Origin of the sequence: Demequina sp. TMPB413, from assembly GCF_020447105.2 — a bacterium.
Classification (GTDB): domain Bacteria; phylum Actinomycetota; class Actinomycetes; order Actinomycetales; family Demequinaceae; genus Demequina.
Genome location: NZ_CP096184.1, coordinates 931,072 through 957,198, shown reverse-complemented (window position 1 = coordinate 957,198; position 26,127 = coordinate 931,072). Strand labels below are relative to the sequence as shown.

At 65.2% G+C, this 26,127-nt stretch carries 25 protein-coding genes and 4 tRNA genes; 7 read left to right on the top strand and 22 right to left on the bottom strand.

The annotated features are described in order from the left end of the window. Positions 1-32: 32 nt before the first annotated feature. From LGT36_RS04650 to LGT36_RS04640, 3 genes are all read left to right on the top strand, one after another. Positions 33-764 (top strand): peptidylprolyl isomerase, encoded by a 732-nt coding sequence (locus LGT36_RS04650; protein ID WP_226097300.1) that lies wholly within the window; start codon positions 33-35, stop codon positions 762-764. Then, positions 761-2,113: a DUF349 domain-containing protein gene (locus LGT36_RS04645; protein WP_226264718.1), complete on the top strand. Its 1,353-nt coding sequence runs from the start codon at positions 761-763 to the stop codon at positions 2,111-2,113. Before LGT36_RS04650 ends, LGT36_RS04645 begins: the two co-directional genes overlap by 4 nt. 78 nt (positions 2,114-2,191) lie before the next feature. Beyond that, a complete protein-coding gene (locus LGT36_RS04640) occupies positions 2,192-2,779 on the top strand; it encodes a hypothetical protein (RefSeq protein WP_226097298.1) in 588 nt (195 codons plus the stop codon). Here the strand turns inward: LGT36_RS04640 and LGT36_RS04635 are convergent. The 21 genes from LGT36_RS04635 to LGT36_RS04535 all read right to left on the bottom strand — a co-directional run bounded on the left by LGT36_RS04635 (position 2,748) and on the right by LGT36_RS04535 (position 23,521). Further along, positions 2,748-5,000, bottom strand: coding sequence for a bifunctional (p)ppGpp synthetase/guanosine-3',5'-bis(diphosphate) 3'-pyrophosphohydrolase (locus LGT36_RS04635; protein ID WP_226097297.1), 2,253 nt, complete (start codon positions 4,998-5,000; stop codon positions 2,748-2,750). The two genes, LGT36_RS04640 and LGT36_RS04635, sit on opposite strands and share 32 nt — an antisense overlap. Positions 5,001-5,032: 32 nt before the next feature. After that, entirely contained in the window at positions 5,033-6,112 is a 1,080-nt protein-coding gene (gene secF, locus LGT36_RS04630; RefSeq protein ID WP_226097296.1) for a protein translocase subunit SecF, read from the bottom strand. 2 nt (positions 6,113-6,114) lie between these two features. Then, positions 6,115-7,935: a protein translocase subunit SecD gene (secD, locus tag LGT36_RS04625; protein ID WP_226097295.1), complete on the bottom strand. Its 1,821-nt coding sequence runs from the start codon at positions 7,933-7,935 to the stop codon at positions 6,115-6,117. A gap of 117 nt (positions 7,936-8,052) precedes the next feature. After that, the gene (gene ruvB / locus LGT36_RS04620; RefSeq protein WP_226097294.1) at positions 8,053-9,156 is read right to left on the bottom strand and encodes a Holliday junction branch migration DNA helicase RuvB; all 1,104 of its coding nucleotides are present in this window, start codon (positions 9,154-9,156) and stop codon (positions 8,053-8,055) included. After that, entirely contained in the window at positions 9,149-9,742 is a 594-nt protein-coding gene (gene ruvA / locus LGT36_RS04615; protein ID WP_226097293.1) for a Holliday junction branch migration protein RuvA, read from the bottom strand. Before ruvA ends, ruvB begins: the two co-directional genes overlap by 8 nt. Before the next feature lie 49 nt (positions 9,743-9,791). Next, on the bottom strand, positions 9,792-10,346 hold the full coding sequence (gene ruvC / locus LGT36_RS04610) for a crossover junction endodeoxyribonuclease RuvC (RefSeq protein ID WP_226097292.1): 555 nt from the start codon (positions 10,344-10,346) through the stop codon (positions 9,792-9,794). A gap of 2 nt (positions 10,347-10,348) precedes the next feature. Then, positions 10,349-11,104 (bottom strand): YebC/PmpR family DNA-binding transcriptional regulator, encoded by a 756-nt coding sequence (locus LGT36_RS04605; protein ID WP_226097291.1) that lies wholly within the window; start codon positions 11,102-11,104, stop codon positions 10,349-10,351. Between the two features lie 62 nt (positions 11,105-11,166). After that, positions 11,167-11,541, bottom strand: a complete 375-nt coding sequence (locus tag LGT36_RS04600) for a hypothetical protein (RefSeq protein WP_226097290.1) — start codon at positions 11,539-11,541, stop codon at positions 11,167-11,169. Continuing rightward, positions 11,538-12,158 (bottom strand): winged helix-turn-helix domain-containing protein, encoded by a 621-nt coding sequence (locus LGT36_RS04595; protein WP_226097289.1) that lies wholly within the window; start codon positions 12,156-12,158, stop codon positions 11,538-11,540. The genes LGT36_RS04600 and LGT36_RS04595 overlap by 4 nt, the downstream gene beginning before the upstream one ends. Before the next feature lie 66 nt (positions 12,159-12,224). Next, the gene (gene pdxT / locus LGT36_RS04590; protein WP_226097288.1) at positions 12,225-12,824 is read right to left on the bottom strand and encodes a pyridoxal 5'-phosphate synthase glutaminase subunit PdxT; all 600 of its coding nucleotides are present in this window, start codon (positions 12,822-12,824) and stop codon (positions 12,225-12,227) included. Next, positions 12,821-13,369: an NUDIX hydrolase gene (locus LGT36_RS04585; protein WP_226097287.1), complete on the bottom strand. Its 549-nt coding sequence runs from the start codon at positions 13,367-13,369 to the stop codon at positions 12,821-12,823. The genes pdxT and LGT36_RS04585 overlap by 4 nt, the downstream gene beginning before the upstream one ends. Then, on the bottom strand, positions 13,329-14,237 hold the full coding sequence (gene pdxS, locus LGT36_RS04580) for a pyridoxal 5'-phosphate synthase lyase subunit PdxS (protein WP_226097286.1): 909 nt from the start codon (positions 14,235-14,237) through the stop codon (positions 13,329-13,331). The genes LGT36_RS04585 and pdxS overlap by 41 nt, the downstream gene beginning before the upstream one ends. After that, positions 14,234-15,385, bottom strand: coding sequence for a glycosyltransferase family 4 protein (locus LGT36_RS04575; RefSeq protein WP_226097285.1), 1,152 nt, complete (start codon positions 15,383-15,385; stop codon positions 14,234-14,236). The genes pdxS and LGT36_RS04575 overlap by 4 nt, the downstream gene beginning before the upstream one ends. After that, on the bottom strand, positions 15,386-16,276 hold the full coding sequence (locus tag LGT36_RS04570; protein WP_226097284.1) for a phosphatidylinositol mannoside acyltransferase: 891 nt from the start codon (positions 16,274-16,276) through the stop codon (positions 15,386-15,388). Next, the gene (gene pgsA, locus LGT36_RS04565; protein WP_226264719.1) at positions 16,273-16,938 is read right to left on the bottom strand and encodes a phosphatidylinositol phosphate synthase; all 666 of its coding nucleotides are present in this window, start codon (positions 16,936-16,938) and stop codon (positions 16,273-16,275) included. Before pgsA ends, LGT36_RS04570 begins: the two co-directional genes overlap by 4 nt. A gap of 20 nt (positions 16,939-16,958) precedes the next feature. Then, positions 16,959-17,510 (bottom strand): HIT domain-containing protein, encoded by a 552-nt coding sequence (locus tag LGT36_RS04560; protein WP_226097040.1) that lies wholly within the window; start codon positions 17,508-17,510, stop codon positions 16,959-16,961. Then, positions 17,510-19,507 (bottom strand): threonine--tRNA ligase, encoded by a 1,998-nt coding sequence (gene thrS / locus LGT36_RS04555; RefSeq protein WP_226097039.1) that lies wholly within the window; start codon positions 19,505-19,507, stop codon positions 17,510-17,512. Before thrS ends, LGT36_RS04560 begins: the two co-directional genes overlap by 1 nt. A 126-nt stretch (positions 19,508-19,633) precedes the next feature. Further along, positions 19,634-21,298: a GGDEF domain-containing protein gene (locus LGT36_RS04550; protein WP_226097038.1), complete on the bottom strand. Its 1,665-nt coding sequence runs from the start codon at positions 21,296-21,298 to the stop codon at positions 19,634-19,636. 129 nt (positions 21,299-21,427) lie between these two features. Then, positions 21,428-21,502 (bottom strand) — tRNA-Val (locus LGT36_RS04545). Between the two features lie 40 nt (positions 21,503-21,542). Then, on the bottom strand, positions 21,543-22,424 hold the full coding sequence (locus LGT36_RS04540; protein ID WP_226097037.1) for an aminotransferase class IV: 882 nt from the start codon (positions 22,422-22,424) through the stop codon (positions 21,543-21,545). After that, complete coding sequence (locus tag LGT36_RS04535) at positions 22,421-23,521, bottom strand: chorismate-binding protein (protein WP_226097036.1); 1,101 nt, start codon at positions 23,519-23,521, stop codon at positions 22,421-22,423. The genes LGT36_RS04540 and LGT36_RS04535 overlap by 4 nt, the downstream gene beginning before the upstream one ends. A 126-nt stretch (positions 23,522-23,647) precedes the next feature. Between LGT36_RS04535 and LGT36_RS04530 the strand changes: the two genes are divergently transcribed. The 3 genes from LGT36_RS04530 (at position 23,648) to LGT36_RS04520 (ending at position 23,904) form a co-directional block, all read left to right on the top strand. After that, a tRNA-Gly gene (locus LGT36_RS04530) sits at positions 23,648-23,720 on the top strand. A 32-nt stretch (positions 23,721-23,752) separates the two neighbouring features. Continuing rightward, positions 23,753-23,823, top strand: a tRNA-Cys gene (locus LGT36_RS04525). 6 nt (positions 23,824-23,829) lie between these two features. After that, positions 23,830-23,904: transfer RNA gene (locus LGT36_RS04520), tRNA-Val, on the top strand. A gap of 89 nt (positions 23,905-23,993) precedes the next feature. Here the strand turns inward: LGT36_RS04520 and LGT36_RS04515 are convergent. Then, positions 23,994-25,346: a PAS domain-containing protein gene (locus LGT36_RS04515; protein WP_226097035.1), complete on the bottom strand. Its 1,353-nt coding sequence runs from the start codon at positions 25,344-25,346 to the stop codon at positions 23,994-23,996. Positions 25,347-25,528: 182 nt separating this feature from the next. Here LGT36_RS04515 and LGT36_RS04510 point away from each other — a divergent pair, with 182 nt between their 5' ends. After that, the gene (locus LGT36_RS04510; RefSeq protein ID WP_226097034.1) at positions 25,529-26,098 is read left to right on the top strand and encodes an iron transporter; all 570 of its coding nucleotides are present in this window, start codon (positions 25,529-25,531) and stop codon (positions 26,096-26,098) included. Positions 26,099-26,127: the final 29 nt, after the last annotated feature.

Here is a 26,127-nt window from a genome sequence, read left to right as displayed (position 1 = left end):
ATCGACAACGTTGGTGCGCCCGGATGGAGATCATGACGACCAGCAAGAGCGCCCGCGCTGCAGCGCAGCGCAAGCGCGCGGCCAAGCAGGCCGCCCTCGAGCAGCGCCGCGCGGCTGTGCGTCGTCGCCGCACCTTCGTGGGGATTGGCGCGGCGCTCATTCTCGGCGCTTTCGCCCTCTGGCTTGTCACCTCGGGGGGTTCCGACGACGAGGCAACCACCGTCAACGACCCCAACGGACTTGCGCCAGCGCCGAGCCTGGCCGAGTCGCGCACGTGGGACGTGACGATGGAGACCAATCTCGGCACGATCGAGATGGAACTCGATGGCGAGTCAGCCCCGCAAGCGGTGGCCAATTTTGTGACCCTCGCCAACGGCGAGTACTTCGATGGCTCTGACTGCCACCGCCTCACCACGGCAGGCATCTACGTCTTGCAGTGCGGCGATCCAACGGGCACAGGCAGTGGCGACCCCGGCTACAAGTTCGGACCCATCGAGAACGCCCCTTCAGACGACGTCTATCCTGCGGGGACGGTCGCCATGGCACGCGCTGAAGACGACGCAACGTCGATGGGCAGCCAGTTTTTCGTGGTTTATGAAGACTCCACCATCACCTCAGATGAGGCCGGCGGGTACACCGTGTTTGGCACGGTGACCCAAGGTCTCGATATCGTGAGGTCGATTGCCGAAGGCGGCACCATTACCGGTGCCACCGATGGCCGTCCAGCCCTGTCCGTCATCATCACAAAGGTCACCGCCTCATGACGCCCGCAAAGCCCAGGCCCATTCCTCGCCCCAAGGCGCCATCGCCAGCTTCATTGGCGGCGCATTCGACGCACCCTGTGAAGGTTCCTGTGGTCGACCAGATCACGCCGGAGCAGATCGCCGCCGCTAGCGCTTTCGGCGCTGTCGAGGGCGAGCAGGTTGTCGTGGTCGATGGCGACAATCGCACCCCCGTGGGCCCTGCCGCCGGTGATGAGCCGATTGCGCCCTATGCGCGCGCCTTCATCGAGCTGGCTGCTTCAGTCGAGCGGTTCCACGCTCGGCTCGTGGGAGCGGAACTAGGCCCCAAAGACATCGAGGACTCGCTGGGCAACCTGCGCACTGCTCTCGAGTCGCCAACGGTGGTGGGAAACCTCGCGGCCCTGAGGGCGCGGTTCGGGATTGTTGAAGCCGAAGCCAACGAGGTAGCCGAGAAGGTTCGCGCAGAGCGCGCGGCCGCTCGCGAAGCCGCCGCCGCCGCACGCGAAGTCATCGTGACACAAGCGGAAGAGCTCGCCGCCAAGCCCGTTGGCCAGGTGCACTGGAAGAACGACACCGCGCGCATGCGCGAACTGCTCGACGAGTGGAAAGAGGCGCAGCGCACGGGCGCGCGCATGGCAAAGGAAGCCGAGCGCGCGTTGTGGAAGCGTTTCACGCACGCGCGGTCCTCCTTCGAGAAGGCCCGCAAGATCCACTTCGCCACGCTCGACAAGGAGAACTCGTCAGTCGCAAGCACTAAGGAGGACTTGGTCAAGCGCGCCGAGGCCTTGGCGACCTCGACCGATTGGGACGCCACGGCGCGCCAGTACAAGCAGCTGATGGATCAGTGGCGCGGTGCCGGCCGCGGCCGACGCAGCGTTGACGACGCGTTGTGGGCTCGCTTCCAGGCCGCACAGGAGAGCTTCTTCACGGCACGCAGGGCGGCCGCTGAGCAGGAAGAGCAGGCGCTCTCGGCGAACGTTCCCGCCAAGGAGTCGGCCGTCAAGGATGCCGAGGCGCTGCTTCCCATCAAGGACCTCCGAGCCGCGAAGCGCGATTTGCGGGCCATCCAGGACCGCTTCGACAGCGCGGGCGAGGTGCCCAGGGGCGAAGCCCAGAAGCTCATTCGCCGCATGTCGGCGGTTGAAAAGGCTATCCGCGAGGCCGACCAGTCGGCCTGGACTACCCGCAATCCTGAAGTCGAGGCTCGCGCCACCGGAGCCGCTGCACAGCTTCACGCCGCGATCGCAGATCTTGAGAAGCAACTCGACGATGCGAAGGCCGCGAAGAACACCCGCAAGGTCAAGGAGCTCACCGAGTCGCTCGCTGCACGCAAGGCGTGGCTCAAGCAGATCGAGGCGCTCGCGAAGTAGTCCCTCCGCTCCCCTGCTTGTCCACAGATCCGCTGCGGAAGGCCTGGGCGCAGTTGCTGGCACGCCACAATCGGGCTCATGCTCGTGGTGACGACGGAAGACGTGGGAGGGGCGGCGCTCGCGCGCATGCGGCGCGACGGCGTCCTCACTGCCTTGACGGACGACGCCGGCGCGGCTCACGGACCCGTCCCGCTTTCGGTCGCGAGGGCTCTCTCGCTGCGAGCATGGGTGCCTCGCAGGGCCGCCGTGACCGGCCTCGCGGCGCTGTGGGTTCATGGGGCGATGCGGGGCAAGCTATCTCCCGCCGTTGTCGAGGTAGTCGTGCCGCGCGGCGCGCATCCCGACGTGCCCTTAGGCATCCCGCGCTGCCGCTGGAGCTTCTGCACCAACCCCGGTGCCTACGCCAGGGCCGCCACGATTGCGGGCGTGCGCGTCGTTCACCCAGCGGACGCCGTTGCCTCAGCCCTACGCGGCGCGAGCCTCGAAGAGGCCATCCCCGCTGTGTACTCCGTGGTCACACTGCGCCTGGCAAGCACGGAAGAGCTCCGTGGGGCCGTTTGGGCGCACCAGGGCGGCGCAGGGTCCACGAGGATGCGTGCCGCCTGGCAGGCCGTCAGCGGGGCTCTCGAGGCCGCTAGAACTGGTGCTGTCGACGACCGCCGGTGATGCGGCGCGCGTCGTAGACGCCGTCGATGCGCCGTACAGCGCTCAGGACGGCACCAAGATGTGAAGGATCGGCCATCTCGAAGGCGAAAGAGTTGAGCGCCACCCTGTCATTGCTAGTCGACACGTGCGCTCCAAGAATGTTCAGGTGGTGGTCGGACAGCACTTGAACGACGTCGGACAGCAGGCGGTTGCGGTCGAGAGCCTCGACCTCGATCTGCACCAAGAACGTGGAGTCAGAAGCACCCGACCATTGCACGTCAACCAGCCGCTCTGCCTGGTCTTGGAGCGCCACCATGTTCTCGCAATCGGCGCGGTGCACGCTCACCCCTTGGCCTCGCGTCACGAATCCCTGAATGGGGTCTCCTGGCACCGGAGTGCAGCACTTGGCCAACTTGACCACCACGTCCGTCATGCCATTCACCGACACTCCAGGGTCACCGCGCCGGGCGCGCTGGCGAGTGCCCGGCCTGGTGATCTCGGTGATGTCTTCGTCGGCGCCCTCTTGGCCACCCACCGCCTCGACCATGCGGCCGACGACGTCTCCCGGCTGCTCCTTGTGCTCGCCGATCGCGGCGTAAAGCGCCTCGACGTCCTCGTAATGCATCTCCTTGGCCAAAGCGAGCAGCGTTGACTTGGACATGAGCCGCTGCATCGGCAAGTGTTGGCGCCTAATCGCGCGGGCGAGCATGTCGCGACCCGTCTCAATCGACTCCTCGCGACGTTCGCGCGTGAACCACTGCCTGATCTTGTTGCGGGCCCTTGTCGACTGCACAAACTCGAGCCAGTCGCGCTTGGGGTGGGCGTTCTCGTCTGACGTGGTGATGATCTCGACGGTGTCGCCGTTGTCGAGAGTCGAATCGAGCGGCACCAGGCGGCCATTGACCTTCGCTCCGACGGTCTTGTGTCCCACGTCGGTGTGGACGGCGTAGGCGAAGTCGACAGGCGTGGCGCCTTGCGGCAGCTCGAGCAACTTGCCGCGCGGAGTGAAGACGTAGACCTCTGCCCTGGAGATCTCGCCCCGTAGCGAGTCCAAGAAGTCGCTGGCGTCGGCCGTCTCTTGCTGCCAGTCGGCGATCTGACGGAGCCAACCCATGTCGTTGGCCATCGCCGGCACCTTCTCGCCGCGCGCGTTCTCCTTATATCGCCAGTGCGCCGCGTAGCCGTACTCCGCGCGCTTGTGCATCTCCCAGGTGCGGATCTGCAGTTCGACCGGCTTGCCCTGGGGTCCGATCACCGTGGTGTGCAGCGACTGGTACAGGTTGAACTTGGGCATCGCGATGTAGTCCTTGAAGCGCCCTGGCACAGGCTGGAAACGCGCATGCATCGCGCCAAGCACCGCGTAGCAGTCGCGGACCGAGTCCACCAAGATACGCATCCCCACCAGGTCATAGATGTCGTTGAGGTCGCGGCCTCGCACGATCATCTTTTGGTACACCGAGTAGTAGTGCTTGGGCCGTCCAGAGATCTCGGCCTTGATCTTCTGGGCCCTGAGCTCCTTCGCGACGTCGGCGCGCACCTCATCCAGGAGCTTGTCGCGCTCTGGCGCCCTGTCGGCGACCACCTCGACGATCTCTTGGTAGATCTTGGGATACAGGGTGCGGAAGGACAGGTCCTCAAGCTCCCACTTGATCGCGTTGAGGCCCATCCTGTGCGCGAGCGGGGCATAGATCTCGAGTGTCTCTTGGGCCTTGCGCCTCGCCGACGCCGGGGAGACCGCGTCCCATGTCCTCGCGTTGTGGAGGCGGTCGGCGAGCTTCAAGAGCAAGACCCGAATGTCTCGTGCCATCGCGACCACGAGCTTGCGCACGGTCTCGGCCTGGGCGGCCTCGCCGAAGGTCAGCCTGTCCAGTTTGGTGACGCCGTCCACGAAGGAGGCGACCTCGTCGCCAAACTCTTGAGCGATGTCCTCCAGCAGGAACGGGGTGTCCTCGACCACGTCGTGGAGCAAGGCGGCCACGATGACCGTGTCGGGCAGACCGAGGCCAGCGATGATCTCTGCCACCGCGATCGGATGCGTGATGTAGGGCTCGCCGCTCTTGCGGAACTGACCCTCGTGGGCTTGCTCCGCGACGGCGTGAGCCCGCTCAATCATTCCCGTCTTGGCGCGCGGGTACATGCGCCGGTACGTCTCGAGCAACTGGTCGAGCGCCCCTGGGTCGCGAGCGGTTCTACGAATCCCCAGCAGCCTGGCAAGGTCGGAGTCCGCGCGGGTACGTGGCACGCGGTCCTCCCTTCACCTGTGAGGAACCCATTCTACTTGCGGCGCTTGCGCCTCGGTTGCGCCTGGGTGCCCTGGTGGTGGCCGGGTGTGAGTGCGCCGACGCGAACCGTGCCGTCAGGGCGAATCACGTCTGACTCGCCGCTCTCACGCAACGCCAACACGGCCGCCGTGTGTTCCTTAATGCGAGCCTCGTTGCCGCGCAGCGCAACCTCGAGCGGCGTCGCCACAAAGATCGACGAGTAGGTTCCGACTGCCATACCCACGAAGAGCGCCAAGGAGATGTCCTTGAGCGTGCCAGCACCCAAGAAGTACGAGCCGATGAAGAGAATCGCGGAGACTGGCAGCAGCGCCACGACGGAGGTGTTGATCGAGCGCACGAGCGTCTGGTTGACCGCAAGGTTCGCCATCTCGGCATACGTGTAGCGGTGTTGTGTGAAGAGGTCGGCAGTGTTCTCTCGCACCTTGTCGAACACCACGACGGTGTCGTACAGCGAGTAGCCAAGGATCGTCAGGAAGCCGATGACGGACGCTGGGGTGACTTCAAACCCTGACAGTGCGTAGATGCCTGCGGTGAACAGCAAGTCGTGGCCGAGGGCCACCAGGGCCGCAGCGGCCATCCGCCAGGCGCGGAAGTACAACGTCATCACCACGGTGACCAGGAGCAAGAAGATCACCAGGCCCTGGACGGCCTTGCTGGAGACGTCTTCACCCCACGTGGGGCCAATGAAGCTGGAGCTGACCTCTGTCTGGTCGATTCCGTAAGCCTCGGCGAGCTGGGCGGCAACGTCGTCGACCTGCGCCTGCTCGAGCTCACCCAGCTGCACACGGATCCCGTCGGTTCCCACTTGGGCGACGCGAGGCTCTTCGCTGGGAAGCGCCTCGTTCACCACCTCAACGGCGATGGTTGTGTCGGTGTTCTCCACGCCTGACAGCGTGTACTCAGTGCCCCCGCGGAAGTCGATGCCGGGGTTGAGACCCTTGATCAGGAGGATCAGCAGAGCAAGAGTCATCAGCACTCCGCTGATCGCGAAGAAGCGCTGGCGCTTGCCCACGATCGCGTACGTCTTCTCGCCCGAGTGGAGGCGGTTACCCCACGTAGACAGGTTCGCCATGATTACTCCTTGTCCTGGGTGCCTGCAGCGGCGCGGGACTGGGCGGCCTTGCGCTCGGCGAGCGTTGGCGCCGTGGTCGCTGGGTCAGCGACCCTCCCTCGTCCCTTGTACATCGTCTCCCGGCCGAGTTGCCGAGGGTCGAGGCCCGAGAACCGGTGGCCCTCGCCAAAGAACTTGGTCCTGGCGAGCAACACGAGCACGGGGTGCGTGAACAAGATGACCACGATGAGGTCGACGATCGTGATCAAGCCCAGCGTAAAGGCGAACCCTCGCACGCCTCCCACGGCCAGCAAGTAGAGCACCAGGGCTGCGAGGAACGAGATCGCATCCGACGCCAAGATGGTGCGGCGGGCACGCTTCCATGCGTGGTCGACGGCGCTCGCGAGGGAGCGGCCCTCGCGCAGTTCGTCCTTGACTCTCTCGAAGTAGACGATGAACGAGTCAACAGTGATGCCGATGGCCACAATCAAACCGGCGACACCGGCGAGCGACAGTCGGTAGCCGAGGCCCCACGACAACAGCGTGATGATCAAGTAGCTCATGCCCCCGGCCACCACCAGCGAGCCGATGGTGACGGCTCCAAGGGCGCGGTACTGGAACATCGTGTAGATCACCACGAGGATCAGGCCAATCGCGCCTGCCAGCAGCCCATTGCGCAGGTCTGCCTCTCCCTTGGTCGCCGTAATGACCTGCTCCGACTCGACCTGGAGCGTCAGCGGAAGTGCGCCGAACTTGAGCTGGTTCGCAAGCTGCTGTGCCTCGTCGAGAGTGAACGTGCCGGTGATGGAGGCTTGCCCTCCTGCAATGGAGCGCTCGACCGATGGCGCCGAAATGACCACGCCGTCAAGCAGGATTCCGAACTGGTCCCGCGGGGACGGCAACTCAGCGATCCGTGCCGTGGTGTCGGCGAACGCGGAGCCCCCACCACCGGTGAAGGACAGCCTCACTTCGTACCTGCCGGGCACCACGGTGCCTAGCTGGTTGGTCTCAGGACCAGCCGTCGCCGTGTCGACGTCCTCGCCTGTGAGTTCGACCGGCCCAAGGATGTACTTGGCCGTGCCGTTGGACGCACACGTCACGAAAGCCGCGTCGGGATCGCCCACGTCCACTCCGGTGCGGTTGTTCTGGTCGAAGCAATCGAGCGCATAGAAATCGGCCAGGAGTGCCTCGGTGATCCACGCCGTGTCAGAAGGGTTGGTCGGCTCGACGGCCGGCGCTGGTTCTGCGGGGACAGGGCTTGGCTCTGGAGTGGCGCTAGAGGTTTCGCTCACGCCCGTCTTGACGTTCGACACCTCGCTCGCAGGAACGTCGTCTCCTGCTGCTTCGGCCGACGGGCTGGGCGTCGGATCGCCGTCAGTGGCGGCGTCTGGACTCGGCGTTGGCGTGGCGGACGGCTCGACGGCCGGCGCACTGCCATCAAGCGAGATCGGTGCCGGGTCCCCCACCAATAGGACGGGTCGGAACTGGAGTTGCGCGCTACGGCGCACCAGGTCGAGGGTCGCAGGGTCGGGAGTACCGGGAAGCGACACGATGATGTTCGTGGCACCTTGAGTGGCGATCTCGGCCTCGGCCACGCCCGAGGCGTCGACGCGCTGGCGGATGATCTCCACCGCCTGGTTGATGTCGGACTCGTCAATCTCGGACTCGTCGCTCGTGACCGCCTGCAGAATGATCTGCTGACCGCCGGCTAGGTCGAGGCCAAGCCCCGGCGTCGGGGACGTCTTGTCGGTGAGCACCCCCACGCTCAGGAGGCCAAAGAGCAGCACCAACAGTGCGGCCAGCCACAAGAGGGATTTGCGGGCGCCTGAGACAGCTGATGACACGCGATTCCTACGCTTTCCGTACGAGAGAGGCCACCGAACCATGCGAGAAGCCCCCGCGATTCTAGGTGAGTTGGTGGTGCGCCGTCGAATACGCGTCCCGGCGCGGCCCCGCGCGGGCTAGTCGAACAACCTGCTGCCGCCCTCATCACGGGACGTCTGTCCCCCTCCTTGGCCCGCGAAGAACACCTGACCCTCTGGTGGAGTCAGCCCCAAATGGGCCCATGCTTCCGCCGTCGCCGCACGCCCCCGCGGGGTACGGGAGATGAGCCCTTCACGCACCAAGAAGGGCTCGGCTACCTCCTCGACGGTCTGCGGCTCTTCCCCCACGGACACGGCAAGGGTCGACAATCCGACCGGTCCGCCTCCAAAACGGGTGCACAAGGCGCGCAAGACTGCCCTGTCCAACCGGTCAAGCCCCCTGGCGTCTACTTCGTACACCTCGAGCGCGGCGCTCGCCGCCTCCAGGTCGCCGTTGCCGTTTCCGTGTACTTGCGCCCAGTCCCTGACCCGCCGCAAGAGTCGGTTGGCGATGCGCGGGGTGCCGCGAGACCGTGAAGCGATTTCTGCCGCCGCATCGCCAGCCAGGGTGAAGCCGAGTAGTTGGGCCGAACGCGTGACGATGCTGGTCAAGTCACTTGACTCGTAGAAGTCAAGGTGGGCGGTAAAGCCGAAGCGGTCCCTCAACGGCGCTGGCAAGAGGCCAGCGCGCGTGGTGGCGCCCACGACGGTGAACGGCGGGAGCGTGAGCGGAATCGAACTCGCTCCCGGCCCCTTGCCCACCACCACGTCGACCCTGAAGTCCTCCATGGCGAGGTACAGCATCTCTTCGACGGGCCTTGCGAGGCGGTGGATCTCATCGACGAACAACACGTCCCCGTCTTCGAGCGAGCTAAGAATCGCCGCCAGGTCCCCCGCGTGCTGAATCGCGGGTCCGGACGTGAGGCGCAAAGACGCGCCCAGTTCCCCCGCCACAATCATGGCCAGCGTGGTCTTGCCGAGCCCAGGAGGCCCGGACAACAGAATGTGCTCCGCGCTGCCCGCTCGCTGAGTGGCCGCACGCAGCACCAAGGCGAGTTGTTCCCGCACCACGCGCTGTCCGACGAACTCGTCGAGGCTGCGAGGCCGCAGGGCCGCCTCTGCTGAACGCTCCACGGCGTCGGCATCCACGCTCGTGACCGGAGCGCCCTCGCCCGCCTGGGCGTCGTAGGAGTCGTCAGCCACGCGAACCGCCAAGGGTCTGCAGCGCCGCCCGCAGCGTCGCGGCGACATCGTCCTGGGCTATCGGTTCGGGAGCGACCTTCTCAACAGCGGCCAACGCTGCCCTGGCCTGCCATCCGAGCGCCACCAAAGCGTCGGCCACTTGCTCTCGCTCGTCCGCCGTCACCGTCGGCGCCACCGCGTCCTCAGGGAGGCTCAGCTTCCCGCCCAGTTCAAGCATCAGCCGCGCGGCCACCTTTGCACCCACTCCAGGCACCTTCTGCAGCGCCTTCACGTCGCCCGCAGCGATGACGGAGACCAGCGTGTGGGGCGCGTGGACAGCCAAGAGCGCCAGCGCCAAGCGCGGGCCGACGCCCTGTACCGACTGCAGCGTCTCGAACATGTCCCGCTCGTGCACCGATTCAAAGCCAAAAAGCGTGAGCGAATCCTCCCGCACCACCAAATGAGTGGCGAGGCTCGCCTCTTGTCTCGCGTGGAGCATCGCCAGGGTCGCTGGGGTCGCCAAGATCCGATAGCCGACGCCGCCCACATCGAGCACGAGCGCGCTCGCACCTACGTGGATGACGGTTCCCGTCAGTTGCGCAATCACACCGGACCCTTCGAACGCTTGTACGAACAGAGTAGGTGGACTCCGTCGCTCAGCCGCGCCGACGCGCCGCCTTCTCCGCCTCAGCCCACGCCTGTTGCGCCGACGTCTTGGCGAGGCCCTTGCCTGCCGTCGCGCTGTATCGCAGCGCGTGGGTCAGCGCGATCGCTAACGAGTCCGCCGCGTCGGCGGGAGTGGGCAGGGCATCGAGTCCCAGGAGCTTCACCACCATGTATCCGACCTGGTCCTTGTCGGCCCTCCCCGAGCCAGAGACGGCGGCCTTGACCTCAGAGGGCGTGTAGAGGGCCACGGGAATGCCCCGCCTGCGCGCCGCCACCATGACGAGTCCTGAGACCTGGGCGGTGCCCATGACGGTTCGCACATTGTGTTGTGCGAACACCCTCTCCACGGCGACAGCGTCGGGGTGAAACCGATCAAGCGCCGCCTCAACTGCGTCGGCAATGATCACCAACCGATCAGCGGGCTCGGCGTCGGCGGGAGACATGGCCACGCTCACGTCGACCAGACTCACCGAGCGCCCACGTCCGGTCTCGACAACGCCAAGGCCGCAGCGGGTGAGGCCAGGGTCGACGCCGAGGACGCGCATGGCTATTCGGAGGCTTCTGCGAGGACCTCGTCGGAAGCGTCGAAGTTGGCGTACACGTTCTGGACGTCGTCGCTGTCTTCAAGGGCGTCAATGAGGCGCAGCATCTTTCGCGTCGTGTCGACGTCAGTTTCGACCTTCATCGAGGGAATCCAGGTCACCTCTGCCTGCTCATAGTCGATGCTCGCCGCCTGCACGGCGGTCCGCACTGCCACCACGTCGGTGGCCTCCGACACCAACTCGAAGGCCTCGCCAAGGTCGTTGATCTCTTCGACACCTGCGTCGAGAGCGGCCTCCATGAGGTCGTCCTCAGTGGCGCCCGTGTCCTTGGTGACGATGACCTGACCCTTGCGGGAGAACAGGTAAGACACGGAGCCAGGATCGGCAAGAGTTCCGTTGTTGCGAGTCAACGCTGTGCGGACTTCCATGGCGGCGCGGTTGCGGTTGTCGGTGAGGCACTCGATCAACATCGCGACACCGCCGGGTCCGTAGCCCTCGTACATGATCGTCTCGTACTCGGCGGCCCCAGCCTCGAGCCCAGAACCGCGCTTGACCGCCCGGTCGATGTTGTCGTTCGGAACAGACGACTTCTTGGCCTTCTGCACGGCGTCGTAGAGCGTCGGGTTGCCCGCGAGGTCTCCCCCGCCCACCCTGGCGGCAACTTCGATGTTCTTGATGAGCTTCGCAAAGAGCTTGCTTCGCTTGGCGTCAACAACCGCCTTCTTGTGCTTGGTGGTAGCCCACTTAGAGTGACCGGACACGTTGCTCCTTGACGTCGGGAATCGCCGTCCAGTCTAGGCCAGCCGAGGTCGCCGCCTGGTTCTCAGTCAAGAGCACCGGCGATCATCACGCCGACGACTCCTACAAGCGCTGCCCAGAGAAAGCTCGCAAGGGTGCCGACGATGAAGCGCTCGGACGCTCTACTTGCCGTCTCGCCGGCCCCACCGCGCAGTTCCGGATACCGCCCAAGACCCTTGACGGCGATCACGACGGCGGCCGCCTCTGGATGCCCGGCGAGGATGCCTCCTGTAATGGCGAGACGCTCGAGTACTCCGATCCACCGCCCGCCGCGAAGGAGCCCTGGCGCCTCGACTTCCTGGCCGATGCGTCTCAGGATGGCGCCGACGAGCCAGAGCCCGCCCCCTGCCGACAGCGACAACGAAGCGACGGCCACCAAGGCCAACACCAGCACGGTCATGACCGCCCATCCCCTTCGTCGGCGCTTCTCAGCAGGTCGACCGCCACCGGGCGTGCCCTGCGTTCCTCGTCCAGCATGCCAGAGGCAATGCGTTGGCTCACCGCTTGGGTAGAAATGCCGAGCCGTGCCGCGACGTCGCGTTGAGTCACGCCCGGTTGGAGCAGGTCGTAGACCTCCCACCCAGCGTCCGAGCGCCTGCGCACGACGGAGGCGAGCAACTGGAGTAGCGCAGTGGCGGCCTCCTCGGTTGCCGGGTTGTCGCCAGCGACGACGAGAGGAACGGGCTCTCCCCTGCCGCGAGCCCTCTCGACGGCGCGCCTCGCGTTGACAAACGCCGCACCCGAACTGGCACGGGCTGTCGACTTCAGGGGGAGATTCACAGGACCCACGCCTACACCGACGGACCAGTCGCTCGCGCGCATCAGCGTCAGCGCCAAGTCCACAGTGGCCTCGGCGCCATCGAGTACGGCTTGCACCTCGTCGCCCACGGTGCGCTCTGGCGCGAGTGTCACCTGGTCGGACCATGCGATCGTCCAGGGTTCAAGAGATGCGAGCAACCCATCCACACGGTCGCCGTGTCGGGTGGATCGTCTTTGGTCGGCTGTCACCACAAACATGGATCAAGCCTACGCACTTGATGCCCTACTATCAAGGGCCAGGCCTTGATACTGGCGGCGCGGGCTCTACCGGCTCAACGACTGCGTCATCGCCAGGAGCAGCGCGTGAACCCTGTCATCATCAGAGATCTCCGAGTGGAAGCTCGTCGCTAGCGCGTTGCCGTGACGCACCGCGACGGGATGGCGGGAACCGTCTGGCCCTGCCGCGGTGGCAAGCACTTCTACCGAGTCGGCGTGAGACTCCACCCACGGCGCCCTGATGAAGGTCGCGTGCATCGTCGAGCCGTCAGGGAGCCACGACAACTCCACCTCGGCGGAATCGACTTGGCGCCCGAAGGCATTGCGCCGCACGGTCATCGGAATTGCTCCGAGTGTCCGCTGCCCCTCGATGCCGCCAATGATGTCCGTAGCCAGCATGATCATCCCTGCGCACGTGCCGAGCACCGGCATTCCGGCGTCAATGCGCTCCCGCAGGGGCTCGAAGAGCCCGAAGATTCTGAGCAACTTGTCGATCGTCGTGGACTCACCGCCGGGGATGATGAGCGCGTCGACGGCCTCAAGTTCGGCCAGCCTTCGCACCCGCACAGGAGTCGCACCCACGCGCTCCAAGGCGGCCTCGTGCTCGCGCACATCGCCCTGCAAGGCCAATACTCCGATGGTGCTCACTCGTACGCCTCGCCCAGGCTAATCAACGCGCCTCCCCAGTCTGCGAAGGCGTCCCACGACTCCCGCAACTGCTCGGGAAACACCTCAATCGTCGCCTCCGCGAGCTGCGAAGGGGTCAACCAGGCGATCTCGTCAATGGTCTCGTCCTCATCTGCCGTCCATGCGAAGGCTCCAGCCGGCGCAGCGTCGGCGTCGCCAAGCCGGGCGACAAAGAAGTACTCGTGTTGCACAAAGGGCCTGCTCATGAAGTCAAAGTACGCCGTACGTTCCCAGACGGGCCCCACAAGTTCGCCGGGGTCAATGACGAACCCCGTTTCTTCCGCAAGCTCCCTGACGGCAGCCTCACGGGGAGTCTCATTCCCCTCAATGCCACCGCCTGGGGTGAACCACCATGACCGGCTGGGCACGTGCGGGTCGTGACCTCTCAGCGCCAACAGTTTGCCGTCGTGCGACAGCAACAGCACGCGGGCGCCTTCCCGCGTCACCTGCCCACTAGTGGGCGCGTTACCAACCACGCTCGGCGAGGCGGTGCGGCTCAGGGACATCGTCCACGTTGATGCCCACCATCGCCTCACCCAGTCCGCGCGACACCTCAGCAATCACGCTCGGGTCATCAAAGAAGGTGGTTGCCTTGACGATCGCCCTGGCGCGCTCGGCAGGGTTGCCCGACTTGAAGATGCCGGAGCCCACGAAAACGCCCTCTGCGCCCAACTGCATCATCATGGCGGCGTCGGCTGGGGTGGCAATGCCGCCGGCGGTGAACAACACCACAGGGAGTTTGCCGGTCGCGGCGATCTCCTTCACAAGCGGCAGCGGCGCCTGCAGTTCCTTCGCTGCCACGTAGAGCTCGTCTTCCGGCATCGACGTGAGGGCCCTGATCTCGGCGCGGATCTTCCGCATGTGCGTCGTCGCGTTGGACACGTCGCCAGTGCCAGCCTCGCCCTTCGAGCGAATCATGGCGGCGCCCTCGGAGATGCGGCGCAAGGCCTCACCAAGGTTTGTCGCACCACACACAAACGGCACAGTGAAGTTCCACTTGTCGATGTGGTGGGCATAGTCGGCCGGCGTCAGCACTTCTGACTCATCGATGTAGTCGACGCCGAGGCTCTGCAGGACCTGGGCCTCGACAAAGTGACCGATGCGCGCCTTGGCCATCACGGGGATCGAGACCGCGTCGATGATGCCCTGGACAAGGTCGGGGTCCGACATACGGGCCACGCCGCCTTGAGCGCGAATGTCAGCTGGCACACGCTCGAGCGCCATGACCGCTACCGCACCGGCGTCTTCTGCGATCTTCGCCTGATCGGCCGTCACCACGTCCATGATGACGCCGCCCTTGAGCATCTCGGCCATGCCACGCTTGACAAGGTCGGTGCCGACCTGCGGGCTGACGGATGCTGGGGTGTCGCTCATGCTGGTGTTTCCTTCGCTCGTTGGGGGAAGAAGCTTGCGTCAAGTCTAATGGCGTCGCGATAGGTCTCTTCGATGCGAGGGACGACTTGGTGCCAGTCAAAGGTGCCTGCCCGCACCCGCCCACGTTCCGCCAGAGCGGCCCTGCCAACGGGATCGTCCAGCAGCGCACACACTTGTGCGGCGAGGCCCTCGGCCTCGTTGACGGGAAAGAACGCCGCGCACTCTTCGCCGTCGTCGGAGGTAGCGACATCCCTGAAGGCCACCAGGTCGCTCGCCACGACGGCGGCTCCAGCGGCCATCGCTTCCACCAGCACGATGCCGAAGGACTCGCCGCCGGTGTTCGGGGCGCAATACACATCCACAGAAGACATGAACGACGCCTTCTGGGCTTCGTCGACCTCGCCGACGACTTCGCCCCCAGCACGCGCGATCCGCGCCGCGACGCGATCAGAGAATCGCCCTGCCACCAAGAAGCGCGCCCTGAGGTGACGCTCCCGCACGTACGGGATGGCAGCGAGGAAGTCATCGAGACCCTTGCGCGGCTCGTCCATCCTCCCCAGAATCCCGATCGTCGGCGCGTCGGCCGTCCCTGTCCACTCTTCTCGCGGCTTGGCTTCGAAGTAGGTCGACGTGTCCACGCCGTTGGGAATGATGTGCGTCGCCTCGACGCGCAAGTGCTCTTTCACCGTGCGTGCGGCGGAGGGCGAGACAGCGATGCGGGCATCGAGTTCCTCGAAGCCTGGCTTGATCCACGGCTTGCCCAGCCTCATCAGTCGCGAGGCGTCGTTCGACGTGTGAAAGGTGCCTACCGTTGGACCCAGGCGGGCCCACATCGCAATGACGCTCAGCGAGGGCGCTCCCGGCTCGTGAAGGTGCACCACGTCGAAGTGGCCATCGGCCATCCAGCGCCTCACTCGAGCGGCAGCAACCAGCCCGAACGTAAGCCGCGCGGTGGAGCCGTTGTAATGCACGGAGAAGGAGCGGCCAGCCGATCGCACGTAGCCGGGAAGACCGTCGTCCGTTGCCGATGGAGCAAGGACGGAAACCTGATGTCCGCGGTGAATGAGCGCCTCTGCGAGGTCGATGACGTGCAACTGAACGCCGCCAGGTCTATCCAGCGAGTAGGGACACACAATGCCGATGCGCACTTATGCCTCCACCCAGCCGAACCGTTGCAGCATATGCCAGTCTTCTGGATGCTTCTCGATGCCGCTTGCCAGCGACGTCGCCCAGGCCTGTGTCATGGTCTCCACCCTGTCACTACCTGGGAAGTCTTCAGGCTTCAAGACCGGGCCAAACGTCATCACGATCCCCCATCGCGACTTCGCGGCGCGCCTGCGCGCTCCCTTGAGGCGCTCATAACGGACGCTCACCGGTAGGAGCACCGTGCGCGCACCATGTGCCAAAGCAGCCGGCCCTGGAGCCACTCGCACGCGATGACCCCACATCGTGACCTCGACGCCGCTGCCAGACAAGTCGCGATCGCTCAGCAGGCACACGAGGGTGTGCTCCGATGTCGCGATCCTGAGTAGCTTCCGAAAGGTCGACCCGCCCTCATGACCCAGGATCTGCATGCCGAGTTGCTCGCGAAACGCGACGAACTCGTCGTAGACCGAGCGCGGCTCAAGCACCTCGGCGACGGACGTTACCCCGATGATGTTCCGGCAAGCGTAAGCACCAATGAGGTCCCAGTTGCCTGAATGGCCCAACACCGCAACCATGCCGTTGTCGCGCTCGAACACCCACTCGATATCTGCGAATCCCTCCATGCGTACGCGGGCGTCAATCACTTCACCTGTCATGCGCGGCAGCTCCAGGACCTCGGCGTAGTACCTGGCAGCCGAGGCCATTCCCTTCCGGGACAAGCGCCTCAGCGCACGCCCTTCAAGCCCCGTGACCTTATGGAGGTTCTGCTCAAGACGTCGGCTCGGCTTCGCCCTTCTGAGCCACGCGTACATGGCGATCAGCCAGGCAGCGCCACGAATCGCACTGACGGGCAAGCGCCGCGACACGCGCCATGCCACCACAAAGGCGTTCATCCTCGAGCAGCGGGATCCGCCGAAGCGGGGGCGACAGCGTCTTCGTGCGCCGCACGGTTTTCTTCGCGTTGCACCTTGATCACCGACCAGGTGCGCTGACCGACGGTGAAGGCCGCAGCGGCCGCGAGCAGCCACAAAGTCACCGTGAGCACCGTCAATGGGAGGCCAAGGCCCACCAGGCCAGTCGCTGTCAGTGCAATGACCAAGCGGTCCGATCGCTCGGCAATGCCATTCGCCGTCTCGATTCCGAGACTTCCTGCTCGCGCCTTGGCGTAGGGAACGAAGGAGCCGAGCGTGAGGCACAACAGCGCCGCAAGTGCCGTGGCCGGTTCATCGACCCTGAAGCCCCACAGCAAAGAGCCGAAGATCGCGGCATCGGCAACGCGATCAAGAGTCGAGTCGAGGTAGGCGCCCAGCCTGCTGCTCTTGCCAGACAGGCGGGCCATCGTCCCGTCAAGCATGTCGGTGATCACAGAGAAGGTGATGACCATGACGCCCCAAAACAGCGCGGATCCGCCGCGCGGAAGGAACACGACCGCACCAACGACGACTCCGACCGTCCCCACAATGGTCACCGCATTCGGATGTACACCAATCTTGACCAGCGCGCTCGCCGGCGCCCGCCAGAGCGCGGCCATCAACGGCCGCAATTTGCCAAACATGTCTTCTCCTCGTCGGACCGCTATGCGGCCTTCGGCCACGCGTCACTGACACGCTGCCACGTGTCATCCAGAAGCTCTGGAAGAGCCTTTGTTTGCCCGATGATGGGCAAGAAGTTCGAGTCCCCCACCCAGCGAGGCACCACGTGCTGGTGCAGGTGTTCGTGGATGCCAGCTCCGCCAGTCTTGCCTTGATTGATGCCGATGTTGAAGCCTTGGGTACCGGTAAGGCTCTGCAGAACTCGCATGCCCGTTTGGGTCAGCGCCGCTATTTCGTCCCGTTCGGCGTCGGTGACGTCCGTGTACCAGCCGACGTGTCGGTAGGGACAGATCATGAGGTGGCCGGGGTTGTAGGGGAAGAGGTTGAGCACGACGTAGCAGGTCTCACCCCTATGCACGATGAGGTGATCGCGATCAACGTCCTCGGCGGTCTTGCACAGCGGACACTGTTGACCGCCCTCGACGTCGGCACGGTCGGAGGCATTGCGCACATATGCCATGCGGTGCGGAGTCCACAAGCGTTCGAAACCATCAGGCTCGCCGCCCATGGTGTCCGCATCGGCCCACTCGACCATCAGACTTGGGCCCTCGACTCGATAGCTTCCACAATGCGCGCCACGGCCACGTCGACTGGTACTTGATTGTCTTGGCTGCCGTCACGGAACCGGAAGGACACTGCACCTGCGTCGGCATCGTCGCCGCCCGCAATGAGCACGAACGGGACCTTCTCCTTCGAGGCGGTGCGAATCTTCTTGGGGAAGCGCTCGTCCGACGTGTCGACCTCGACCCGCACGCCCTTCGCGCGCAGTTGCGAAGCGACGTCCTGGAGGTAGCCGTCGAACGCCTCGGCCACGGGGATCGCCTTGACCTGCACCGGCGCGAGCCACACGGGGAACTGCCCGGCGTAGTGCTCCGTGAGAATCGCGAAGAAGCGCTCAATGGAGCCAAACAGGGCCCGGTGAATCATCACGGGACGCTGGCGCGTGTTGTCGGCGGCCGTGTACTCGAGTTCAAAGCGCTCGGGCAGGTTGAAGTCCAGCTGGATGGTGGACATCTGCCACGAACGGCCGATCGCGTCACGGGTCTGCACCGAGATCTTCGGACCATAGAAGGCGGCGCCCTCAGGATCGGCCACCAGCTCGAGGCCTGACTCCTCGCCCACTTGGCGCAGCGTCTCTGTGGCCTCCTCCCATATCTCGTCAGAGCCGACAGACTTCTCCGGGTTGCGAGTCGACAGTTCGAGGTAGAAGTCCTGCAGGCCGTAGTCCTTGAGCAAGCCCAACACAAAGTTCAAGGTGGTGGTGAGCTCGTCCTTCATCTGCTCGCGGGTGCAGTAGATGTGAGCGTCGTCTTGAGTGAAACCGCGGGCCCTCGTCAGGCCGTGGATCACGCCGGACTTCTCGTTGCGATACACAGTGCCGAACTCGAACATGCGCAACGGCAGTTCTCTATAGGAACGCCCGCGGGACCGGAAGATCAGGTTGTGCATGGGGCAGTTCATGGGCTTCAGGTAGTAGTCCTGGCCCTGCTTGGTGACATTGCCCTGCGCGTCGCGCTCCTCGTCCATGTGCATAGGCGGGTACATCCCGTCCGCATACCAGTCGAGGTGGCCGGAGACCTCGAAGAGGTTGGCCTTGGTGGCGTGAGGCGTGTAGACGAACTCGTAGCCTTCCTCGATGTGGCGCCTGCGCGAATAGTTCTCCATCTCCATGCGGACGATGCCGCCCTTGGGATGGAAGACGGCGAGGCCAGAGCCGATTTCGTCGGGGAAGGAGAACAGATCCATCTCGACGCCGAGGCGGCGGTGATCGCGTCGTTCGGCCTCTGCGAGGCGGTCCTTGTACGCGAGCAGTTCTTCTTTGGTGGGCCAAGCGGTGCCGTAGACGCGTTGCAACTGCGGGTTCTTTTCGCTACCGAGCCAGTACGCGGCGGCTGACCGCATCAAGCTCCAACCATTGGCCAACACCTTGGTGCTAGGAACGTGGGGACCGCGGCACAGGTCCTTCCACACGGTCTCGCCTTGGCGGTTCAGGTTGTCGTAGATGGTGGTCTCTCCAGCACCCACCTCGACCGAGACTCCCTCTGCTCCGTCAACACCGGCCGCCTTGTTGAGCAGTTGGCACTTGTACGGCTCGTCGGCGAGTTCCGCCAACGCCTCCTCAGTGGTGACTGCCCTGCGACGGAAGGTCTGGCCTTCCTTCACAATGCGCTGCATCGACTTCTCGATGGCCTTGAGGTCGTCGGGCGTGAAGGGCTCGGCGACATCGAAGTCGTAGTAGAAACCGTCGGTGATGTACGGGCCGACGCCCAGTTTGGCTTCCGGCCGCAATTGCTGCACGGCCTGTGCCATCACGTGGGTCGCCGAATGCCTCAAGACATTGAGGCCGTCAGGCTCAGAAATCAGGACGCCTTCGACCACGTCGTCGGCACCGATCTGCGCCGCGAGGTCCTTGAGTTCTCCATCGACCCTCATGACGACGACGTCGCGACGGTCTCCGTACAGGTCGAGACCAGTCGTGCCCTGTTCGACCTGACGCTCGACTCCGTCAATGGTCGCGTTGATGCTCGGCACGTGAGGTCTCCTTGAGTCGTGTGGAACGCGAGGCGCGCTCGCAGACGATGCTACCGACCCGGGGCCTCGCGTGGGCACACGGCGGCCCCGCCCGCTGGGGACGGGGCCGTGGCGTGGACACCTTGTTCAGTCCTTGTTGTGGTCCTTGGTCCACTGCTCGGCCTTGGCAACCTCGGTGTCGACCTGGTCAGGAGACTTGTCCTGGACCTTGTCGGACGCCTGCTCGACCGTGTCGTCGTCGGGCAGAGCGCCCTTGGCCTTGTCTGACCAACTGTGGTCGTTCATGGCAACGCTCCTCTCGTCGTCAATGGGTGCACCAAGGGCAACATGAGGTGATGGGCGAGCATTCCGCCCTTGCGTCGGCAGCGCACCATCCGCGATCTCTACGCCGCCCTTTCCTTCGCGCTTCATGCGATACATCGCCTCGTCAGCCGCTGCGAGCAACCGAGAGGCGTCCAGGGAGGCGCTCGTGGCAGACGCGACGCCGACGCTTGCACCGACGGAGACGACGGCGCCGTTGACATTGATGGGGTGTGTGAGCTCATCGAGGATCTGGCGGGCAAGGGGCTCGGCCGCGATCGCCTGGTCCCGTTCGAGGAGCACCGCGAACTCGTCGCCGCTGACACGCACGGCCAGGGCGCTATCACCCACCGGCTCAAGCAGGCGGCCGAGTCGCCGTGCGACCTCCATAAGGAGGTGATCGCCGCCGGCGTGGCCGTGGCGGTCATTGACAGCCTTGAATCCGTCGAGATCGATGAAGATCAAGGCGACAGGGAAGGCGGTGACGCTCGGCATCGTCGTAATCTTCTGCAGCCTTTCGAGCAGAAGAACCCTGCCTGCGAGCCCCGTGAGATGGTCGTGCGTCGCCTGATGACGCAAAAGGCTCTCGGTTTCGGCCAACCGCTGGACCAGCCGTCGGTTCTCTAGCAATGTGACGTGTTGACGCACCAGGAGCAGAAAGGCCATCACCACGCCGCCGGCCGCCTGGGGCCCCGCAACACCGCCCCTGTCCCATCCAACGGCGACCGCGATAGCGGCTGGAGCAACCAGAAGATAAGGCGCAAGGGCGTACTGCCAGTGAGTACTGATGACCTCACGGCGGTCGGATGTCCCCTGATAAGTACGGGTGGCCACCACGGCAATTCCCCACCCCGCCGCCCACAACGGCGTCTCAGCGCGGGCCCACGCGACGTCTGACCACGCGAGCACGACGAGGGCCGCGACGAAGAGCGCCGGCATGAGGCGACTTCTTCCCTGCATCTCAGTAAGCGTCAGGCCGATGAGAAAGGTTGCTGCCCCCACGGCCGCAACCGGGATCGCTATGGCCATGGCACCCTGGGCTCCGCCGCCCTTCTGACTCCACGCCTCGTGGAAAACAAAGCCCCAACCCGCCACAAAGATCGCGACCGCTGCAAGGCCGCCATCAACGACGAGGCGCACTCTGGACCAGGTGTCGACCGCGTGGGAGGTGTGCCACCACGCCGCTATGGCGCACAGAATGGCGGCCAAGCGGAGCGCATCGGCGATCACGGCCTGATCGCCTGCGAGCCATGCCACAGGCGCAACGGACCACACCAGGGGAAAGAGGATTTGGAAGCGCCAAGCACGACGGCTGCGTGCGCGGCGAGCGAGTCGTCTCGCGCGCCAGGCGCTCAACGCAGCCAACAGCGCAAGTGAGGAGTCCAGGAGGAGTCCGCTGTCTCCGAGGGCGAGCCGGGCAGCAAACAGGCACGCCACCACCCCGACCGCAAGACCGATCTTGCGCGTCGTCGTCACATGCGCGGCCTTCACGCTGGTTGCCTCCTGAGTGGCCCATCGGCTAGCTCGGCAGCGAAGTGAGCGCTCTCTCAGGGGCAGGCCGTGAGGGGGACGGCAACGCCGGAGCGCACGTGGCGCTCGCACAGCGGTGGAAGCAAAAGTTGGTGGGCGATACTGGGATCGAACCAGTGACCTCTTCCGTGTGAAGGAAGCGCGCTACCCCTGCGCCAATCGCCCCGAAGCGGACTCAATACTAGCGGGTGTTGACCCGCTCGTGTCACACAGCCGCACGTTGGCGCGGCGGTGGCGGGTCATGCTCCACGTCGGCGTGGGACTCGTAGAGGTCTGCAAGCCGACGGAGCAAGGAGCCTTGTCCCAGATCGGCACCGTCGAGCCACACGACCGGTGCGAGCCCTCTCGTGGAAGAACTCACCGCCGCAAAGGCCTCGCCGTGGCGCACTTCCTCCAGCACCGTCATCTTCAACTCACCCGGCGCGGCAACACGGACTGGCATGCCAGCCTTCGCTCCCCATTCGAGGATCAACCCGCGGGTGATGCCCGCGAGGCAGCCAGACGAAAGCGGCGGCGTGACGACCTCACCGTGACGTTCGATGAAGACGTTGGATCCTGTGCCCTCACACAGGTAGCCGTAGGTGTTGGACATGAGCGACTCGTCGGCGCCCTGCTTGGTCGCGTATTGCACCATGACCACGTTTTCTGCATACGACGTGGACTTGACCCCTGCAACCGCGGAACGCTCGTTACGTTGCCAGGGAGCCCTCACGGCCCTGCAGGTCTTGGGTGCGTTGCCCTTTCCACCCGAGATGATGATGTTGGGGGTTCCAGGGCCGCGCACAGAGCCCATGGGACCTTGTCCGGAAATCACGGTGATGCGCAGCCTGCTGACGTCCGCGCCGTTGGCGTCCAGCACTTGCCTGACGCCGTCGCGCACCAAGCTCATGTCAAGGGATTGCATCCCCATCCGGTCGAGTGAGTACTGCAGCCTGACCAAGTGCCGTGTCAGCGCGAAGGGCTCGCCGCCTCGCACCGCTAGCGTTTCGAAGACTCCGTCGCCGACGGTGACTCCGTGGTTACCTGCCTGGATGACTGGCGCGCTCGCCGGGTGAAGGGTTCCGTCCACCCACACGAGAGCGCTCATGTCGCCATTGTGTCCGCAGATGCCAGGCCAATCAACCTCCTGGCCTTGAGTTCCGTCTCCGCCCACTCGCCCGCAGGGTCGGAGCCCCACGTGATCCCGGCACCGGTTCCGAAGTGCAGCGTCCCGCCAGCGCCTTCATCCCACCAGAAGGTGCGGATCCCCACGGCAAGCTCCGCCTGCCGATTGTCAGCATCGATCCAACCAATCGCACCGCAATAGGGTCCCCGCGCCGCCGTCTCCTCCCGCGCAATGATGCGCAGCGCCGACGACTTGGGCGCACCGCTCACTGAACCCGGTGGGAAGGTGCCAGCGAGCAGTGCGGGCCACAGGTCGCTGGTCCAGTCGTAGGCGGGGGCCAGCGTCGCGGTCACCGTCGATTGCAGGTGCGCCAAACCGGGGTGCTCGTGACGCCCGAGAAGCTCAGGAACAGCCACGCTGCCAGGCACAGCCACGTGCGAGAGGTCGTTGCGGATGAGGTCGGTAATCATGACGTTCTCCGCGACGTCCTTATCGAGCATGGGCGCACCTGGCGTGGTGGTCCCCTTGATGGGAGACGACGCTATGGTTCCGCCATCGACACGGAGGTACAGTTCCGGCGAGGCAGACACGACCCAGCACCCGGGCCATGGGGCGGCGCCAGGAATGACGATGCGCGCGGCATGCCGTGCGGGATTTCCTGTGGCGAGGACGTGGGAAAGCGCCACGGCGTCTGGCCCTGGCGGCGGCGCCGGGAGCGGTGCGCTCAGTACGCGGCACAGATTTGCCTGGTAGACCTCGCCCTCGAAAATGTCCCGCCGAACGGCCTCGACGCCTCGCAGGTACTCGTCGCGTGACAACGAACTCCGCCACGCCGAAGCGTCGGGGCCATGCCATTCCCGAGAGTCTGCAGCGTCCTCGCCCGCCGCCGGCGCGCGCTCGACTTCTGCCATGCGCCACGCATCGAGGCGCCCCTCAAAGGTCGCGACAACGACCCAGAACCCGCCGGAACTCAAGCGATGACCGTCGACACTCGCGTCCACGTGCTCCACCGGTCGTGCAGCTCGCACCCCTCGAAATGCCGCGCTACCGCGCCGGCGAGGATCATCGAGCCACGTCATGCGCTCACGCTACTGGCCCGCCACACGGTGCGCCGCCCGCCTGGCGTGCGCGGCGCGGCGAGAGTTGGTAATCGGCGCGGGGATGGGCTACAGTCAATCCTCGTTCAAGGCCTCAAAACCTTGCACGCGGACGTGGCTCAGTTGGTAGAGCATCACCTTGCCAAGGTGAGGGTCGCGGGTTCGAATCCCGTCGTCCGCTCGGTGGTAGGCGCCCTAGGGCGTCCGCTTGACGGTGGAGTGGCCGAGAGGCGAGGCAGCGGCCTGCAAAGCCGTCTACACGGGTTCGAATCCCGTCTCCACCTCGCATGGGGCGATTGGCGCAGCGGTAGCGCGCTTCCCTGACACGGAAGAGGTCACTGGTTCGAACCCAGTATCGCCCACCATGCGGATACGCCCAGGGCCGAGGCCCCGGGCGTATTTTGCATTTCAGGGGACGCCCGAGAGGCGACCAGCCCTCGCGTGGCCCGTGGGACTAGAGACGCCTTGCAGCGATCACGAGCGCATCTGCGGCGTCGAGCAGTTGTTGGGCTTCAAGGGTGCGGCTGAGCGTCTCGCATCTGGACGCGAGTTCGTCGAGGTCCCTCAGCTCGGTCAACCCGAGGGAGAGCCGCGCGTCAATGGGACCCAGGAGGCCGGTGAGGCGTGCGGAGACGCCCGAGCGTACGATGACGTGGCGCCAGTTCGTGAGCATCCTTTGAAACTCCTCGAGCGACTCGCGCGCTGAACTGATCGCAGCAACCACTTGACCGAGTTCCTCTTGCACCCGCCGGCCGAGCGTCTCTCCACCACGCACCGACGTCGCCACCGTTTCGCCGAGCAGTACCACGGTGCCCTGCGGGTCCCCCACAGACGACCCCGCAGCGACTTCGCTCGCGAACCCCATCGCCATGTCGTTGTGAAGAACCGATAGCGCAAGGCTGGCGCGCAAGTCCAACACGACCGCTCGCACGTCGGCGAGTAGCCGCGAGAGCGGGCCGAGGTTGGCTCTGGCCGCGGCGGCGAGCGAGAGAGCGGCGTGCGCCGTCTTAGCAGCCGCTGGCGCTTCCGCTGCCACGGTAGCGGCGGCGGTGTCGGCGGCGGCGGCAGCCTCCTCCAAACCCACGAGCGTCAACGCGAAGGCGGCTTGAGCGCGATCCAAGCTCGCCGCCACCGCGGTCGCATCGTCGTAACGGGTCCGCAGGTTCGCGAGTTCACGGTCCACCGCGCCGATCGCCTGCACCACGTCATGGAGCAACTGCCCTGGCTCCGTGACAGGGGCCGTGGGAGGGGCCAAGGTGCGCCGCCGGTCTACCTCCGCAGGCACGATCGCGCGCACCACATCGTCGTAGCTCTCGTATCCCATCGCCGCCAGCCGCTGGCCGAGTTCGGTCGCCCCGCGCGAAGCGGCCTCCGCTTTCGACATTCCTGACTCGCGCCAAGAGTTCTCAAGGGCTCGGGTGCGCGCGTAGGCGTGAGCGATCGGCTCCCACAAGTCGGGGCGCGAAATGGCGCTACGTACGGAAATGTAGCCCTCGCTCAGCGGCGTGACTGTGGAGAAGGTCAGGTAGTACGCCCCGTCTTTCGCGAGGTTCTGCACGTAGCCCATCATGGACAAGCCCGCGTGCAGTCGCTCCCACATGATGTGGAAGACGCCTCCTGGCATGTCGGGGTGCCGAATCAGGTTGTGGGGCGAACCCACCAGTTCCTCTTCCGCGTAACGCGAGAGCTCGACGAATGTCGAGTTGACGGTCACGATCGTGCCGCGCTTGTCAGTGGTGGAGAAGAAGACCTGATCTGGCGTGTACTGACGGCATTCGCCGGTCGGCTGGACACCTCGTGATGCCATGAATCGCGTGCCTCTTTCGTTCCAGTCTTGAGGAGCCTGTGCTGACCTTTCGCACCCTAGCCGCAGTCGCCAAGGACCGCCGACACGCCTCGCGGGGGGAATGCCTCGCGGCGATGTGATCGTTGGCGCTTGGTGTGGTCGTAGCGACCTCGTTTCTGACAAGACCTTGAGAAAGGATCATGATGAACGACACGACGCCCCCGATGAACCCTGCAAGTTCAGAGGCCACGGACCGCCAGCTTGACCTGGCTCGCGCACAAGGTGACGCCTATAGGGCCGCCCTTGACCACATGGCCAACGACGTCGCGCATGACGGAGGTCTCCAGCTCAAGGGCGACTATCTGATCGCCTACGCCATTGAGGACGCTGAGGGGGTGTACGCCATGGAAGACGGCGAACTTGTGTGGCACAACCCTGACCAAACGAATGCGCACGTTGAGGTCATCGTCTGCGATGCGGCTGACGGCAGATTCGTCCCGGGACTCACGGTCACAGCCTCGCTTGAGACTCCTCGAGGCGCCGTTCTCGGTCCGTACACCCAAGAATTGGTCTGGCACCCCATGATTTACCACTACGCACGCAACTGGACGGTTCCTGAGGACGGCGAGTACACCTTGCGCGTGCACATCGAACCGGCGGGCTTCAGTCGGCATGACGAGATCAACGGCCGACGCTTTGCCGACGCCGTCGACGCCGAGTTCACCGGCGTGGCGATCGAACGGGGTGCCGAGCCGGTGGAGCCCCCGAGGTAGCGAACCTCCCACTGCGGACGAGGGCGCGA